A 15,682-nucleotide genomic window follows, 5' to 3' on the forward strand; every position below is an offset into this window, starting at 1 on the left:
CTGCCCGGCTCTGCCAGAATGGCACGCATGAACACCACTCCTGATACCGCCCTGCTGGTCGTCAACCTCGGCACCCCCGAATCGCCGACCGCCCCGGCCGTGCGCCGCTACCTGGCCGAGTTTCTCAGCGACCGCCGCGTGGTCGCGATTCCGCCGCTGTTCTGGAAGCCGCTGTTGTACGGGGTGATCCTGCCGATCCGCGGGCCCAAATCGGCCGAAAAATACGCCAAGGTGTGGCTGCCGGACGGTTCGCCGCTGGCGGTGTACACGCGCCGCCTGGCCGAAGGCCTGAAAACGGCGATGCCCGACTGGCATGTGGAATGGGCGATGCGCTACGGCGAGCCGGCATTGCGCAAAACGCTGGATGGGCTGCGCGCGCGCGGCATCAAGCGCATCGTGGTGTTGCCGCTGTACCCGCAGTACTCCACCACCACCACCGCCTCGATCCAGGACGTGGTGGATGCCTGGCGCCCGAGCGCGCCGGAGATTGCGGTGCAGGTCATCCAGGACTACTGCGAAGACGCTGGCTGGGTGGCGGCGATAGCCGACTCCATCCGCGCGCATTGGCAGGCGCATGGGCGCAGCGAGAAGCTGATGTTCTCCTTCCATGGCCTGCCGCAGCGCGTGGCCAATGCCGGCGACCCGTATCCGCAGCAGTGCGAGCGCAGTGCGCAGGCGATTGTGGCGGCACTGGGCCTGGGCGCGGACGAATGGCAGATGGGCTACCAGTCGCGCTTCGGCGCCGAACGCTGGTTGCAACCCTACGCCGAACCGACCTTGTGGGCATTGGCCGAAGGCGGCGTGCGCAGTTTCGATCTGGTCTGCCCGGGCTTTGCCACCGACTGCCTGGAAACACTGGAAGAAGTGGCGCTGGGTTTTGCCGAAACGCTGGCCGAACGCGGCGCCACGCTCAGCTATATCCCCTGCCTCAACGCCAGCGATGCGCATGCGCAGGAACTGGCGGCCGTGGCGCGTCGCGCGTGAGGTTGGAGCCGTTTGCGTGCGAGCTGGCCATTGGCCGGGTTACCGGACTGCGCAACCCGGATCGCGGCGCGCGCCGGGTACTGGCCCTGCATGGCTGGCTCGATAACGCCGCCAGCTTCGTACCGCTGAGCGCGCATCTGCACGCGCAGGAGCTGGATCTGGTGTTACTGGATCTGCCCGGCCATGGCCACAGTGCGTGGCTGCCGGTGGGCGCCGAATACACGCTCAGCAGCGCGATCCACAACCTGTTGCAGGTGGCCGATGCGTTGGGCTGGGACCGGTTCACGTTGTTGGGCCATTCGCTCGGTGGCGGCGTCGCCAGCCTGATGGCCGCCGCCGCGCCGGAACGCATCGAGGCGCTGGTGGCCATCGAGGCGCTGGGCGCCCTGGCCGAGCCGGTAGAGAGCACGGCCGAACGCCTGCGCGATTCGGTACGTTCGACGCGCAACCTGCCGCAGCGGCCGCTGCGGGTGTTCGCCTCGATGGAGGCACCGGTGCGCGCACGCATGATGGCCAACCAGCTCACCGAACCGGCCGCACGGCTGTTGGCGGAACGCGGCCTGCGTGTGGTGGAAGGCGGCTATAGCTGGTGCACCGACCCACGCCTGACCCTGCCCACCGCCATCCGGATGACCGAGGCGCAGATCGACGCGGTGCTGGCTTCCATCGTGTGCCCAACCCAGGCGATCTTCGCCACGCCGGCGCAACCGTATTTCTCCGATACGCTGCGCGACCACCGCGTGGCGATGGTGCCCGACGCGCGCCTGGCGCTGCTGCCGGGCACGCACCATGTGCACATGGAAACGCCGCAAGCGGTGGCGGCGGTGATCAATGGGTTCTTGCAGGCGTTGCCGAACGCGTGATGCACGCATGCACAGCATGCAGGTGAACTAGAGCCTGTTAACACTAATGATTTGAGCGGTTAAACTATTGCGCATGGAAATCACACCCGCACAATTTTCTCTCATCGAACAGTGTCTGCCGAGGCAGCGCGGCAATGTCGGCATGACCAACCTGCAAGTAGTCAATGCCATCCTTTATGTTGCCGAGCATGGCTGCAAATGGCGCGGCCTGCCCAAGCGCTTTGGCAATTGGCACACGGTGTACACACGCATGAACCGTTGGGCCAAGGCAGGTGTGCTGGACCGGATGTTTGCTGAACTGCAGAAGTCCCACATCGTGCGCATCAAAATCGAGGCGGTCTCGCTGGACTCTACCAGCATCAAGGTGCATCCGGATGGGACTGGTGCGTTAAAAAAAACGGCCCACAATCCATCGGTAAATCGCGCGGCGGATGGAATACCAAGATTCATATGGTTGCCGCAGATGCTCGAACAGCGATCACGTTCGGATTGACGCCTGGCAACGCCCATGACGCACCTGCGGGCCGCACGTTGCTTGAACACCTTGGGCCTGTGGAGCGACCGATTCATTTGTTGATGGATCGTGCTTACGAAGGCAATGAGACGCGCCAACTAGCGCTTGATCTTGGCTACGTCCCGGTGGTCCCGCCAAAAGCCAATCGGGTCGAGCCCTGGGAGTACGACCGAGAAATGTACAAGCGGCGCAACGAAGTGGAGAGGCTGTTTCGTCGCTTGAAGGGCTACCGCCGGATTTTCTCGCGCTTCGAAAAGCTGGATGTCATGTTCCTCGGATTCTTAAGCTTCATCCTTGTCGTTGATGGACTTCGGATGTGTTAACAGGCCCTAGTTTGGCTTGCCGGGTTGGATCAGCCGCAGCTGCACGCCACGCGCATGCGCCCAGGCCACCATTGCCTTGCCGCAAAACTCCTTGCCGTTGTCGGTGCGGATCACCGTTGGCAAGCCGCGGCTGATGGCGAGCCGCTCCAGCACACGCGTCACGCCATGGCCCGAGATTGCACGCTCCACCTCGATGGCGACCGCTTCGTGCGTAGCATCGTCCACGATCACCAGGCACTTGATCGCCCGGCCGTCGGCGGTGCGGTCGAACACAAAGTCCATCGACCACACCTGGTTTGCCTGCAATGGCCGCAGCAGCGGCTGACGCTCGCCCACTGGCACTTTCTTGCGCTTGCGGCGGCGGACTTGCAGCTGCTGCTCGCGGTACAAGCGCTCCACACGCTTGTAGTTCACCAGGCGCCCTTCCTGGCGCAGCTTGAGATAGATCATCCCCACGCCGTAGCGCTTGTGGCGATGCGCCAGTTCCACGATGCGCTCGCGTAGCGCAACGTTGCGGTCCTCGCGCGGGCAATAGCGCAGCGCACTGGCGCTCATGCCGATCGCGGCCAACGCGCAACGCTCGCTGGCCCCTCGCCCCATCCACTCGCGCACCAGCGCACGACGCGCCGGTGCGCTCACCATTTTTTTTGCAGCGCCTCCTTGATCAGATCGTTCTGGAACACCTGCTCGGCGAGCAGCTTCTTCAGGCGCGTGTTCTCTGCCTCCAGGTCCTTGAGTCGCTTGGCATCGGGCACGCTCATCCCGCCAAACTTGCTGCGCCACAGGTAGTAGGAGGCCTCGCTGAAGCCATGGCGCCGGCACAGGTCCTTGATCGCCACGCCGCTTTCGGCCTCACGCAGAAAGCCGATGACCTGCTCGTCAGTAAAACGCTTCTTCACGTCCAATCTCCTTCGGGTAGGGAATTGGACTCCAAACTGCGGCGCTACTCAAAATCGGGGGGGCGTCGCCGGGAAAGCAACAAGGCTCTCCTGGCGCGGAGAAGCGTTTCTTGCAGCAACTGCGCGCATTGATTCCAGACGATGTGCGTCCGATCCTGGTCACTGATGCCGGCTTCCGCACGCCATGGTTTCGTGCGGTGTCGGCGATGGGCTGGGATTGGGTCGGGCGACTGCGCGGACACACGCAGGTCAAGCCGCAAGCCGTGCCCGATGATGTAACGCAATGGATCGATAGCCGGAACCTGCATGCATTGGCTTCCAACCGTGCAAACGAATTACCACCGATGCAGATCAATCGTAGCGATCCACTCAATTGCCGCCTGGTGCTCTATGCCAAAGCACGAAAAGGGCGTCAGCACCGCAACCGGCGCTCACCTGCCAACGTCTCGCGTGCATCATCGAGCCTGAAAGCAGCAGCGCGTGAGCGCGAGCCGTGGTTGATCGTTGCATCACCGCAGTTACAAGCACCCAGCGCGAAGCAATTGGTCAACCTGTATGCACGACGTATGCAGATCGAGCTGGCATTTCGTGATCTGAAGTCACATCGCTACGGCCAGGCGATGGAAGACAGCTTGACCCGACGCGGTGAGCGGCTGCAGATCCTGTTGTTGCTCAATACGCTGGCCACCTTCGCCAGTTGGCTGGCAGGACTGGGCTGCGAAGCCACCGGCATCGCGCAGTGGCTGTCGCCGCGCAACAGCACCCGCAAGCTCTATTCGACACTGCGTGTCGGCCGCGAGGCGTTGGTCAGGCGCTGGCCGATGGAACCGGTCTCACGCTGGCTAGAACGCTTACGCACACTGCCCGACGCAGTGCGCGAGCAGATGACGTTGGTGCTGTAAAACGTGGGGATACCTAAGAACCTGACCCTGTTCCTTAGCTGCAAGTTTCTGAAAAACATCCCGCCTTTGTAGCGGTCCAGCCACCCATCACCATGTGCTATGGCCGCATCTTTGCAGCGACCGTCCGTTACAACAAAAGACATGTGGCATAGCGATGGGGAGAAACGGAGTCAGATTGGCTTTACAGTCAGACTGACCCCGTTCTTTGGGGATTCGTAAGCGCACCCCGACCTATCACACTAAAAAAGAAGCATGATCGTCTACGGCGAGTGCCAATGCGCCTTGTCTATGACGTGATCATCCTGGTCTAGCTCCACAGACCAAGCTTCAATTCCTAAGCTCAGCTTGTTCTCAAACCATAGACGTTCCTTGCATGAGCCTTCGCAAGGTTTGCTCGCATAACGCGCAAATAGCTTTCCCGGTAGTTCGCGCACATCTGGAACGCCAAGCGCATCAACGACGGCTTCTCGGCTATCGCCATGTTTAATGACTTCGAACGCGTGCGACTTGCTTGCCGAAAGTCCAGAGCAGGTGGCTAAATATATAACTGCGCCACATACCAGTAACAGCACGACAATCTTCATTCTCCACCCTCTAATAAGTCGCCCCTGAAAAATCCCCTTCAAGCACCAAAGGTCAGCGGCGACCGGTGCACCAGGCTCAAGGATGCCCCTGCCATCGCCTGCAACCAGGCACGCAAAAAGGCGATCCAGCGCATCAGCCAGCGCAGGTTGTAGCCGGCGGCGCAGCCGAGCACGTGTAGTGCATCGCCTTGGGCACCCTTTAGATAGCAGCGATTCAAGCGGCAGTCCTGTTTCAGATGTCCAATCACCGGCTCCACCGCTTGCCGGCGTTTGATCCAGCTCCATTGCCGTCGTGTCAGCGTCTTGGCCTTGCCGCGATGCAGGATCTGCACGCCATCTACCTCACGTCCGCGATACCCCAGGTCCACGATCGCTACCTGCGGGGTCACATTCACATCCTGCAGCAACCCACGCGTCTGCTCCAGCTGCTCGGCCAACGTATCGCCGTCGTAAGGATTGCCGGGAAAACTGCGCGCGCCCACGATCAAGCCTTTGCGCGCACTCACCGCAATGCCGACCTTGACGCCAAATTCGTAAGGTGTCCTCGCCTTGCCCTTGCTCATGCATTCCACTTCCGGCGCATGCAGGGCGTAGAGCTTTTGCTTGTCCTTGGGGCGTTGTGTCAACACCCGTTGTGCGCGTTCCAGCCAGACACTGATGCGCTCACGCACCAAGGGGTCCAGCTTGCGTTGCAGATCGCGTAATACGCGTCCCAGGAGCGTGCGTTGGCGTCGCAGCACCTTGTGCATGCGCTTGAACTGGCGCGCATGCGCATAGCGCCCGGCCTTGCGGCTCAAGACCGGGCCTTGCCGCGCATAGGTCTGTCGTAGTGCGATGCCGTGGCGCTTGGCCAGCAGCACCAGCTTCTTGCGCGCCACCTCCAGCAGCCGGCTGTCGGTGGGATGGGCGATCGCCTTTTCCTGCACGGTGGTGTCCACGATCACCCGCGACAACTCGCGTGCATCCACCGCCTTCATCGCATGCGCGGTGTTGATCGTGTGCGCCAATAGCTCTTCCATGCCCGCTTCGCCCAGACGCTGTCGCCAACGTGTCAGGGAACTGGGATCGCACGGCAAGCAGGTCTGGAATACCACCTCGCCGGTGAAGAACTGCCAGTACGGATTTTCCAGCCAGCGCGCGCATACGGCCTCGTCGGACAGGTCGTAGGCGTGCTTGAGGTAGAGCAGCCCGGCGATCAGACGCATCGGCAGGCCGGGCCGTCCGCCGCTGGCAGTTGTGGCCGGCAATCGCGGCAATAGCGCCTGCTCCAACGCACTCCACGGCAGCCGATGGCTCAGCTGAACCAGTGGATGGCGCAGGTCGATCTGGTTTTCCAGACGCGAACGAAACAACTCATCGGCAGGCAACTGCTCGGCGGCAGGACGGCGTGTACGCATGGGCGAAAACTGCCAGAAACCAGCGCGTACAGTAACGAAAACTGGCAGTTCCAGCACGCCGAAAATGCGGGGGACGCCCTGCAATGGATGTGGTTTGGGGGTTTTTCAGGGGCGACTAATAATGGACCCCGATCAAAGACAGGCAGAATTTTTAACAATCCCTGTGGAATAGGACCGCGCTGCGGGATGAAGAAAGTTTGAGCGCCAGGCAGGGTTCCCGCTGCACGTGATAGACCGCCAGGAAATGGGGATTGGAGGGATGGCTTGCCTCCGGCCATCAAGCCCTCGTTAGTTCTGACTGCGCAGTTATCCAAGTAGCCAACATCATTCTTATCTGAGTGGTTCAGGCCTAGATATTTCGTAGCGGCAGCGTCCTGTGCTGCCGTGGCTGGAACGACTGTAACCGTCTGATTACGGAACTGGCTTTGGCTCTGCAGATAGCCAATAACAGAACCCCCAAGCGGCGTATCGTTCCCATAACTGAACATGCCGTTGCCAGTTATAGCCATACCGACATGACCGAAGAAATTAATGCTGCCGTCTCTAACGCCGCCACCGATCACCAAGAAGTCCAAGCCTGAAGGATCTATCTGCGCAACCGGGTTACCCCCGACATAGGCATATGTCGAAAGCCCTCCATTCAACCCAATCGGATCACTCTGCCCATACCGACCAGTCGCCGCATCATAATCCCGAAAGTAGTTCTGATTGAACCCGCTGGCCGCATCAAACCGCTGCCCTGGGAAACGCATGTCGAACACCATCGCAGTGCCATCTCCATCCGGATCCTGGTTGGGCGCGGTGTTGCCGAAGGCTTCGCCTTTCAGGCTCCAGTTCCATACGGCTACGTCGCGGGCGGCATCCACGACCACACGCGGGCTGCCTAGGTGGTCGGGTTCGATGTAGTGCAATTGACCACCGTTGGCCAGCAGGCCCACCGGCAGGTCGTCCAACCAGATCGCTTGTTGCTTGGGTGCACCGTTGGTGTCGTAGTCGCCGAGCCAGTGGCCGGCCTCGTCGTAGAGCGTATAGGTGTTGGTGGTGCCCAGATAACGGCTCACCTCCTCACCTTAGCGTTATACCAGCATCTAATGACCACGCTGCACTATCGCAAACATATTTAAAACTAGCTCCGGCTCCTTATCCTAAAATGAATGCCTGTCGCCAATCCAGCTCCCGCACCAAACAGCCAACCACCCAATACCAAAGAAATTGCCACATGAAGCAATATTAACTCGTACAAACCCCCGCCCCTTATTGATTTTAAATAATAACTATATCCGGAAGACCACACCGCAACCACAAAAGTAGATATCAACCCCAAAACAGCCCCTAGAATTACGCCAACAAGAATCTGAACCGATAATTCACCTGAAATATTCGAAATAGTTATGGGGAGCATAGCGAAAGACAAGGCAAAAATAATTTTGTAACCAAAGGCCATTCCATCGCTTTTAATAACCGATGACACAGAATAAGGCCATACATAAAAAGAAATTGCCAAATAAGTTAATGAAAGAGCAGCTCCCAACATTAAAAGAGAGAAAGAGTTTTTCATCGCTATTCCTCGCCAGGACAGGTATTTTACGATTCTCTTCTTTTTGCTTCGTCAGCCATTTCTGCTAATTTTCCTGGAAGAAACGTATGACTAATGTAACAGTAGCCGGACATTACTGAAGAAACGGAGTCCGCGCAAAATAAACCTCGCGGATCGCTTATCTCTTCAGCTAAATCCTTAAACTTCGCCTCTTGGCTAGCATTAGTGTTCAAAATAATAACCTTTACCTTACTACCCATACCTTTTCCTGATTAGCCCCATCCCTCAGCCATGGAAGTTGCTTGCCATGCGCAAAACGCGCTCTGGGCAAGGCATGCAGCGCATCAGCGCCGTCGCCAGTCGCGGCAGCATTTGCTCCAGATGAAACCTGCGGTTGAATCGATAGGCCGCTTCGGCCAGGTAGCGCCGCGCATACTTGGCTTGGCGCACCGCATGGTAGGTGCCGCTGATGGCACGTTTGACGTTGGCCAACACCACATTCAACCAACGCGCCCCCTGGACGTCGGTTGCGGCACGGCCACCGCCGGTGTCCAGGGTGGTGTGGGCATGCCCGGCCTCCTCCAGACGGCGGAAACACGCCAGCCCGTCGCTGTAGACCTCGCATTCCGGCTCCAGACGTCGTTCGATCCAGTCCTTCAGCGAGGCGTTGTCAAAGGCTTTCACCGGCTCGATCACCGCGAAGATAGGATGTTCGTGGTTGTGGTCCACTTGCACCGCGATCACGAACGGCTGTTTGTTCTCCGACCCTCGTCCGCGCTTGCCGCCGGTGCGTTCCCCACCCAGATACGCATCGTCGATTTGCACGAATCCGCTGAGTTTTCGCGGTTCTTCGCGCTCGACCATCGCCTGCATGATCTTGTGCTTCATGCGCCAGGCCGCCTTGTAGTTCACGCCAAGATGCCGCTTCAACTCCAGCGCTGCCACGTTGGTCTTGCTGGAGGTCAGCAGGTAGATCGCCTGCATCCACAAGCGCAAGGGCAGCTTGCTGGACTGGAACAGCGTGCCGGCACGCAGGGTTGTTTGATGCCGGCACGCCCGGCATTGGTAGTACACCAGCCCATCACGTCGAAAGCGCGAACGCGCGCGCCCCTCGCACTGCGGGCAGCAAAATCCGGTCGGCCAGCGCCACCGATACAACGCCCGGTAACACTTGGCTTCGGTTCCGTAGCCATCCACGAACTCGCTCATCGACAATCCAGGCTGAAACTGCACGATGTTGATACCCACGTCCCACCCCTGCTGTCTTCACGTGGGGTCATTGTCCAACTGACTTGTCGCAAATCCTGCAACCGCCGGCTGAGCGATGGGGCTAATCAGGATAAAATTTGACGAAGTAACAGAGCCAGGCGCCAAAGAACAGCAGATTGCTCACCCATGCAATACATTGGCCGTCCAGTATCTGGATCCAGCCAAACAACAGGATGATCAGGCCACCTACTTGATCCGCGCCCCCGTCCAGTGCAGGAAGACACAGCGCAACAACGTAAAGAAGTGCCGACGCGATCAGCAAAAATGATTTCACGAACGTCCTTGTTTGAGAGGGGGAACATGTGTCGCGCAGCGTGTTCTGGTATCCCGGGCGTGTTATCAACCTGCTGCCCCAGCACTATAACAAAGCAAGACTGCATCCATGCCTTGCTCGGCCGTGCTTTGTCGCACACGGATTTCCGCATTGCGCATGCTATGACATGCTGGCGTCCCACAGTAGCGACACGTCTTTCAGATTCCCCGACCAAATGGCGACACGTAAAAAACAGGATCTACCGGAAAAGGTATGCGTTCGATGCGGCCGGCCATTTCGTTGGCGCAAGAAGTGGGAGCGCGTGTGGGATGAGGTGAAGTACTGCTCTGACCGCTGCAGGGGCGAGAGCAAGCGCCAGCGCCCTGCTCCGTAGCCGGCACCTGCTCGGCGCAGGCTGCTTACCTGCAGGCCGCTGGTGCGTGCACGCACTCGCCTACGTGCAGCTTGCGCTTCCGCTGGGATTTGCCGATGCCGTTATTTCTTCCCTGCGCCGTTCTTCGGGGCGCCGTTCTGAAGTGACCCCCGGAAGTTGGACACCCCGTCCAACTCCGAGGATTTCATGAATCGATATGATGCACGCTTCAAACTTCAGGTCGCCAAGGAGGCCTGCAAGACCTCAATCTCGCTCAAGGCGGTGGCCCGCAGTTATGGTCTGGATTTCTCTACGGTCAGGCGTTGGGCAGCGACCTACCGGCTACATGGTTGGCGCGGGTTTGACCGCAAGCCTCGGTCCTACGATGTCCCGTTCAAGCTGGAGGTTCTTGAAAAGATGCGCCAGGAGGGGATGTCTGCGCGCGAGGCCACGAGCTACTTCCAGATAGGCAGTGCCGGCGCGGTGGCACAGTGGCAACGGCTGTATGCTGACGGCGGCGCCCAAGCGTTAGCGCCACCTCCATTGCCGCCTCACAAACCGATGAAAAAGACCAGCTCGTCCAAGCCCGCCGAGGACATGAGCCGCGATGAGCTGCTCAAGGAAGTGGCCTACCTGCGTGCGGAGACGGCCTACCTAAAAAAACTCGATGCCTTGATCCAGCAAGAGCAGGCGGCGCAGCGTACAAAGCGCACGCCGTCCAAGGATTGAGGCAGACCCACGCACTGCCGCTTTTGCTCGAAGCGGCCGAGCTATCACGCAGCACGTTTTACTACCAGATGCATGCCCTGGCCCATCCCGATCAGGGCGAGGTCGCGCTGTGTGAGCGCATCCGCGCGATTTACGATGAACACCAAGGGCGCTATGGCTATCGCCGCATCACACTGGAATTGGCCAATCAGGGTGAGGCGATCAACCACAAGCGGGTGCAGCGTCTGATGGCCGCACTGGGCCTGCAATCGCGGGTACGCATCAAGCGCTACCGCGCATTCAAGGGCGCAGCCAATGTCATCGTGCCAAATATACTGGACCGCCAGTTTGAAGCCGCTATGCCTAACCAGAAGTGGGTGACCGATGTCACCGAGTTCAAGGTGCAGGGCATGAAGCTCTATCTTTCACCAATCATGGATCTGTACAACGGCGAAATTGTGGCTTACCAGATGAAACGCCGGCCGGTGTTGGACCTGGTAGGTCAGATGCTGGATCAGGCAATCAAGAAACTGTCACCCGACGCTCGGCCGATGATCCACTCTGACCAGGGATGGCACTACCAGCACGAAAATTACCGGCATAAGCTCGCAAACCATTCTCTGAAACAAAGCATGTCCCGACGCGGCAACTGCTTGGACAACGCGGCCATGGAGAGCTTCTTCGGGACGCTGAAGTCAGAATTTTTCTACCTCAACAGCTTTGACAGCATCGAACGCCTAGAAGCCGGGCTGGTGGAGTACATCAGGTACTACAACGAAGACCGGATCAAGTTGAAATTGAACGGCCTGAGCCCGGTAAAGTACCGGCAACAGGCCGAGCTAGCTGTCTGATCGCCCAACTGTCCAGCTTTTGGGGGTCACTTCATTCTTCGGGGCGCTTGGCTTGGTAGCGCGCTTGGTCGTGCCGCGCTTGCTGGCCACCGCCATGTTATCCACCAGGTTCGGGTAAGGGCGGCCAGCCGCTTTGGCGCGTTTGCGGGCCTGGGTCTTTTGCGCCGCAGACAGCGGCTTGGCGCGCGCGGCGCCCTTCGGGTTTGATTGATTCCAGGGTGCCGAATTCTTGCTTGCAGCTTTTGTTGCAGTGCTTGCAACGGAGGCACTCTTCTTCGCCGCACCGCGCTTGGCCGGCGCCTTTTTGGTCGTGGGTCTCTTTGTAGCGGTTTTCTTTGTTGCGGTTTTCTTTGCGATCTTCTTGGATGCCTTTCTTGCAACTGGCGACGACGCAGCATTTTTGATGGAGGCACGTCCGGCCGCAGCCTTTTTCGTCGCGCTCTTCTTGACCGCGCTCTTTTTTGCACTTCCCTTCTTTGTTGCGGTCTTCTTTGACCCATCTCCAGTTTCAGCACCCTTCTTGGGGGTTACGTCCTGCAGACGCTGGTACAGACGGGCTGCCCAACGTTGGCCCGCATCGCCACCCCAGAGCAGCCAGGCGATGTAGCCGGCCGACGGTGCCTTGGCGTCCGCCCAGCCCTTGCCGTTCTTGTCGACACTGTGCCGTGCGAAGTACAAGTACATGCGGCGAATGATTTGAGCGGACAGCGCCTTTTGCGCAGACAGATCGCGCGCACGCGCCACACCGATCGCGGTACCACCACGGCCATGCTGCTGGCGCAACTTCAACCCGCGCGCCGCCGCCTGCGCAACGTTTTTGGGTGGCGACAGATCAATCGTATGAGATGTGGCGGTGCGCGGCATGCGGTGCTCTCGGTGTCCAAGGCTAGCCGGTAGTGTTCGCATGCAGCGAGCTAATCTGCGTGAAGGCACGAGAATAGCCTGGTGGCTATCGGCGAGCGGCTCTATCTGATCGGTGGGCGCGGCCAGCGGCCACTGGACATCTACGACACCCGAACGCAGCGTTGGTCGCAAGGCAGTGCGCCCCCGCTGATGGTCAGCCATGCGCAGGCAGTGGTGGTGTCGGGCAAGCTGTATTTTGTGGGTGGGTTCACCGGCGACTACCCGGAAAAAGCCTCGCTGAGCCACATGCTGATCTATGACCCGCAGACCGACACTTGGCAAGTGGGGCCGGAAATTCCCGCGCACCGTCGGCGTGGCGCGGCTGGCGCGGTTGCGCATGATGGCGTGCTGTATCTGGTGGGCGGCAACACGCGCGGGCACATGCGCGGTTATGTGCCGTGGCTGGATGCCTTCGATACCAAAACCCAGCAATGGACGCAGCTGGCCGATGCCCCGCATGCGCGCGATCATTTTCATGCAGCAGTGATCGACGGCAAACTGTATGCGGCAGGTGGGCGCCGGTCAGCGCATGAAAGCGGCAACACGCTGGCGCAGACGATTCCGGAAGTGGACATCTACGACATCAAGCGCGGCACCTGGTCGGTGGCGCAGGCGGCGTTACCGACGCAGCGTGCCGGCGCCGCTGCCATCGCTCGCAAGGGCCAGCTGCTGATCATCGGCGGCGAGAGCATGCGCCAGGTCAAGGCGCACGACGAAGTGGAGGCCTACGACCCGCACGCAGCCGTGTGGACCACGCTGGCTGCGCTGCCGCAGGGGCGACATGGCACGCAAGCCGCAACTATCGATGGACGGCTTTATCTCGCTGCAGGCAGCGCCAACCGAGGCGGCGGGCCGGAGCTGGACGACCTGCTGATGCTGGATGCAAAGACGTTGACAGAGTAGTCGGTGGCGCATCGAAGGCTCGGACATCGCTGATGCGGATGCATGTGAACGCAACCAAGTTGCGCGCGCATGTGTTGGATGCATCAACGTACGAACTGCAACCCCAGCGACTTCACCCGCACCCGCGTCAGCATCGCGTGCGAGGTCATGTACAGGGTGTGGCCATCGTTGCCGAACGCGCAGTTGGAGACCGCCTCGCCGGTGGCAATCCGGCCTAGCCGCTTGCCGGCTGCATCGAACACGATCACGCCACCGGGGCCGGTGGCGAACAGCGTACCGTCCGCGGCCACGGCCATGCCGTCGGGCAAGCCGGGGACGTCTTTGGCCATCAGGTCGGAGGCATCGGCGAACACGCGCTTGCCGGTGACCGCGCCTTGCGCATCGAGTGTGTAGGCCATCCAGATCGGGCGCTTCGGATCGGAGTTGGAGACGTACAGGGTGCGCGCATCCGGCGAGAGCGCGATGCCGTTGGGGAAGCTCAGGCTGTCGTCCAGCAGGTGCACGCTGCCATCGGTGTCCAGGCGATAGACGCCGTTGAAACGCAGCTCCTTGACCGGCGATTGATCCAGGTCCTTCAACCCGTACGGCGGGTCGGTAAAGAACACCACGCCATCGTTGCGCCGCACGACATCGTTGGGGCTGTTGAAGCGGTGGCCTTCGAAAGCGGTCGCAAGCGGGGTTTTCTTGCGCGTGACCGGGTCGAGCCTGGCCAGGATGCGGGTGCCGGAGTCTGCAAGCAGCACACTGCCGTCGGGCTCGGCATACAGGCCATTGGCGCCGGCTTCGCGCAGCGTGGGCAGCTCCGGGCCGGTGTAGCCGGAAGGCGACAGCAAGACCGACAGGCCGGCCTCTTCGGACCAGCGATACAGCTTGTTTTCCGGTACATCGGTGAACAGCAGATAGCCGCCGTTGCGCACCCATGCCGGGCCTTCGGACCAGGTGAAGCCTTCGGTGAGCTTTTCGATGCGTGCATCGCTTGCGACCACAGCACCGAAGCTGCGGTCGAATGTCTGCAACTGGCCGATGGCAGGGAAACGCGGCGTCGGTGGGGTCTGCTTGGTGCAGGCAGCAAGCACCGCCAGCAAGGGCACGGCCAACAGCAGATAAGGCGGCAAGCGCATCGGTCAGTCCTGTCTCAAGGTGCGGGCATGATGCCATCATGCGTGTGCAGGCTGCTGCGCGGGTTGGCAGCCGCTAGCGGACGTCGCTCGCCGCCGGCACCGCCAGCACCGCATCCAGCGCCGGTTTAGGCTGATGATTGCGGTCGAACAGCAGCGGATAGTTGCTGCGGCCAGGCACGGGGTAATCGTTCTTCCACGACATGGCATCGCTCACGCCCCACACGCTGACGCGCGCGAGTTTGTCGCGCTTGCGCCAGAACAGGGCGAACAGTTCGGCGTAGCGGTCGCGCAGTTGCGCCTGCACATCGGCAGGCAGGCCATCGCGATACGGGTCGAGGAAGCGCTTGAATTCCGGCAGTTGAAACTGCTTGTGCGCCAGCCCGGTGCCGATGACCTGGCCCTCCTTGGTGAGCGGCAGCACGTCGATGTCCAGCTCGGTGATCATGACCTTGACGCCAAGCGCGGCGTACGCATCGATGGCGTCTTCGATATCGCGCAGGCTGGGGTAATTCAGGCCCCAATGACCCTGCATGCCCACGCCATCGACGCGGATACCGGCCTGCTGCAGCATTCTGACCATGCGCACGATGCCATCGCGCTTGGCAGGCCGCCATGCATTGAAGTCGTTGTAGTAGAGCTGTGCATCGGGCGCGTAGCGCTGCGCAAAGCTGAAGGCATTACGCACCACTGTGTCGCCGTCGCCAATGCGCTGCACCCAGTTGGTCGAGCGGTAGCTGCCGTCTTCGTCGATGATTTCGTTGACCACGTCCCAGGCTTGCACCTTGCCTGTATAGCGCCCGGCCACCGTTTGGATATGTGCGCGCATGCGCTCCAGCTGTTGTGCAGGCGTATTGGGTTGACCATCGGCGGTGGTGAAAAACCATTCCGGCGTCTGGTTGTGCCAGACCAGGGTGTGGCCGACCACGAACTGCTGGTTGCGTTGTGCGTAGGCCACGAACGCGTCAGCGGCACTGAAATCGAACACGCCTCGTTGTGGTGCGAGCACTTCGGCCTTCATCACGTTCTCTGCGGTGACGGCATTGAAGTGGCAGGCCACCAGCGCGGCAGATGCGGCGTCCTTGCCGGAGACGATCTCGGCATTGACCGCAGTACCGAGCAGAAAGCCATCTGCATATGCATGCTTGAGCGAGGTGCCAGCGGTGCCGCACGCGGCCAAAGCCTGCGCCGTGAGCAACCCACTCACGCACGCCACAAGCAGTGCCAGGCATCTGCTGCGGCGAACGCCTTGATTGTGCATGGCAGAAGCTCCGTTGAGGTGCCGCAGGGTTCGATTGCAC

Annotated in this window: 13 protein-coding genes and 5 pseudogenes; 8 read left to right on the forward strand and 10 right to left on the reverse strand. The window is 60.4% G+C overall.

The features are described 5' to 3' along the window. Nucleotides 1–18 precede the first annotated feature (18 nt). From hemH to M3O59_RS20330, 3 genes are all read left to right on the forward strand, one after another. A complete protein-coding gene (gene hemH, locus M3O59_RS20320) occupies nt 19–984 on the forward strand; it encodes a ferrochelatase (protein WP_116906648.1) in 966 nt (321 codons plus the stop codon). Further along, on the forward strand, nt 981–1,847 hold the full coding sequence (locus tag M3O59_RS20325) for an alpha/beta fold hydrolase (RefSeq protein WP_116906649.1): 867 nt from the start codon (nt 981–983) through the stop codon (nt 1,845–1,847). The genes hemH and M3O59_RS20325 overlap by 4 nt, the downstream gene beginning before the upstream one ends. Nucleotides 1,848–1,920: 73 nt before the next feature. Further along, nucleotides 1,921–2,684 (forward strand): IS5 family transposase gene (locus M3O59_RS20330; RefSeq protein WP_330462227.1). Its coding sequence is split into 2 segments (ribosomal slippage): nt 1,921–2,236 and nt 2,236–2,684, totalling 765 coding nucleotides; the frame shifts between segments, so codons are not numbered across the junction. 9 nt (nt 2,685–2,693) lie between these two features. Here the strand turns inward: M3O59_RS20330 and M3O59_RS20335 are convergent. Continuing rightward, nucleotides 2,694–3,583: pseudogene (locus M3O59_RS20335) on the reverse strand (IS3 family transposase); the annotation flags it as partial. A gap of 65 nt (nt 3,584–3,648) precedes the next feature. Between M3O59_RS20335 and M3O59_RS20340 the strand changes: the two are divergent. Then, nucleotides 3,649–4,485: pseudogene (locus tag M3O59_RS20340) on the forward strand (IS4 family transposase); the annotation flags it as partial. Between the two features lie 260 nt (nt 4,486–4,745). Here M3O59_RS20340 and M3O59_RS20345 read toward each other — a convergent pair. The 7 genes and pseudogenes from M3O59_RS20345 to M3O59_RS20375 form a co-directional block, all read right to left on the reverse strand. Then, nucleotides 4,746–5,069, reverse strand: a complete 324-nt coding sequence (locus tag M3O59_RS20345; RefSeq protein ID WP_116907067.1) for a hypothetical protein — start codon at nt 5,067–5,069, stop codon at nt 4,746–4,748. A 38-nt stretch (nt 5,070–5,107) separates the two neighbouring features. Beyond that, the gene (locus M3O59_RS20350) at nt 5,108–6,466 is read right to left on the reverse strand and encodes an IS5 family transposase (RefSeq protein ID WP_249061114.1); all 1,359 of its coding nucleotides are present in this window, start codon (nt 6,464–6,466) and stop codon (nt 5,108–5,110) included. 575 nt (nt 6,467–7,041) lie between these two features. Then, nucleotides 7,042–7,536, reverse strand: a pseudogene (locus M3O59_RS20355) (RHS repeat-associated core domain-containing protein); the annotation flags it as partial. A 56-nt stretch (nt 7,537–7,592) separates the two neighbouring features. Then, complete coding sequence (locus tag M3O59_RS20360) at nt 7,593–8,024, reverse strand: hypothetical protein (RefSeq protein WP_147308619.1); 432 nt, start codon at nt 8,022–8,024, stop codon at nt 7,593–7,595. A gap of 26 nt (nt 8,025–8,050) precedes the next feature. After that, nucleotides 8,051–8,263, reverse strand: coding sequence for a hypothetical protein (locus tag M3O59_RS20365; RefSeq protein ID WP_147308620.1), 213 nt, complete (start codon nt 8,261–8,263; stop codon nt 8,051–8,053). A gap of 25 nt (nt 8,264–8,288) precedes the next feature. After that, on the reverse strand, nt 8,289–9,251 hold the full coding sequence (locus tag M3O59_RS20370; RefSeq protein ID WP_330462198.1) for an IS1595 family transposase: 963 nt from the start codon (nt 9,249–9,251) through the stop codon (nt 8,289–8,291). A gap of 97 nt (nt 9,252–9,348) precedes the next feature. Then, nucleotides 9,349–9,546 (reverse strand): annotated as a pseudogene (locus tag M3O59_RS20375) (hypothetical protein); the annotation flags it as partial. A 214-nt stretch (nt 9,547–9,760) separates the two neighbouring features. Between M3O59_RS20375 and M3O59_RS20380 the strand changes: the two are divergent. The 4 genes and pseudogenes from M3O59_RS20380 to M3O59_RS20395 all read left to right on the forward strand — a co-directional run. Further along, a complete protein-coding gene (locus M3O59_RS20380) occupies nt 9,761–9,919 on the forward strand; it encodes a DUF2256 domain-containing protein (protein WP_116907062.1) in 159 nt (52 codons plus the stop codon). 186 nt (nt 9,920–10,105) lie between these two features. Further along, nucleotides 10,106–11,457, forward strand: a protein-coding gene (locus M3O59_RS20385) for an IS3 family transposase (RefSeq protein WP_409350119.1) whose coding sequence is annotated in 2 segments (ribosomal slippage) — nt 10,106–10,562 and nt 10,562–11,457 — 1,353 coding nt in all. Because the reading frame shifts where the segments join, the coding sequence is not laid out codon by codon here. Between the two features lie 229 nt (nt 11,458–11,686). Beyond that, complete coding sequence (locus tag M3O59_RS20390) at nt 11,687–12,064, forward strand: hypothetical protein (RefSeq protein ID WP_249047166.1); 378 nt, start codon at nt 11,687–11,689, stop codon at nt 12,062–12,064. Nucleotides 12,065–12,384: 320 nt separating this feature from the next. After that, a pseudogene (locus M3O59_RS20395) lies at nt 12,385–13,263 on the forward strand (Kelch repeat-containing protein); the annotation flags it as partial. A gap of 83 nt (nt 13,264–13,346) precedes the next feature. On the opposite strand, the gene M3O59_RS20400 reads toward M3O59_RS20395, so the two are convergent. Then, nucleotides 13,347–14,384 carry an SMP-30/gluconolactonase/LRE family protein gene (locus M3O59_RS20400; RefSeq protein WP_116906802.1) on the reverse strand — a complete coding sequence of 346 codons (1,038 nt, stop codon included), beginning with the start codon at nt 14,382–14,384 and terminating at the stop codon, nt 13,347–13,349. 73 nt (nt 14,385–14,457) lie between these two features. Continuing rightward, nucleotides 14,458–15,642: an endo-1,4-beta-xylanase gene (locus M3O59_RS20405; RefSeq protein ID WP_116906803.1), complete on the reverse strand. Its 1,185-nt coding sequence runs from the start codon at nt 15,640–15,642 to the stop codon at nt 14,458–14,460. Between the last annotated feature and the right edge of the window lie 40 nt (nt 15,643–15,682).

The sequence above is a fragment of the Xanthomonas nasturtii genome (assembly GCF_023337365.3).
Lineage (GTDB): Bacteria > Pseudomonadota > Gammaproteobacteria > Xanthomonadales > Xanthomonadaceae > Xanthomonas > Xanthomonas nasturtii.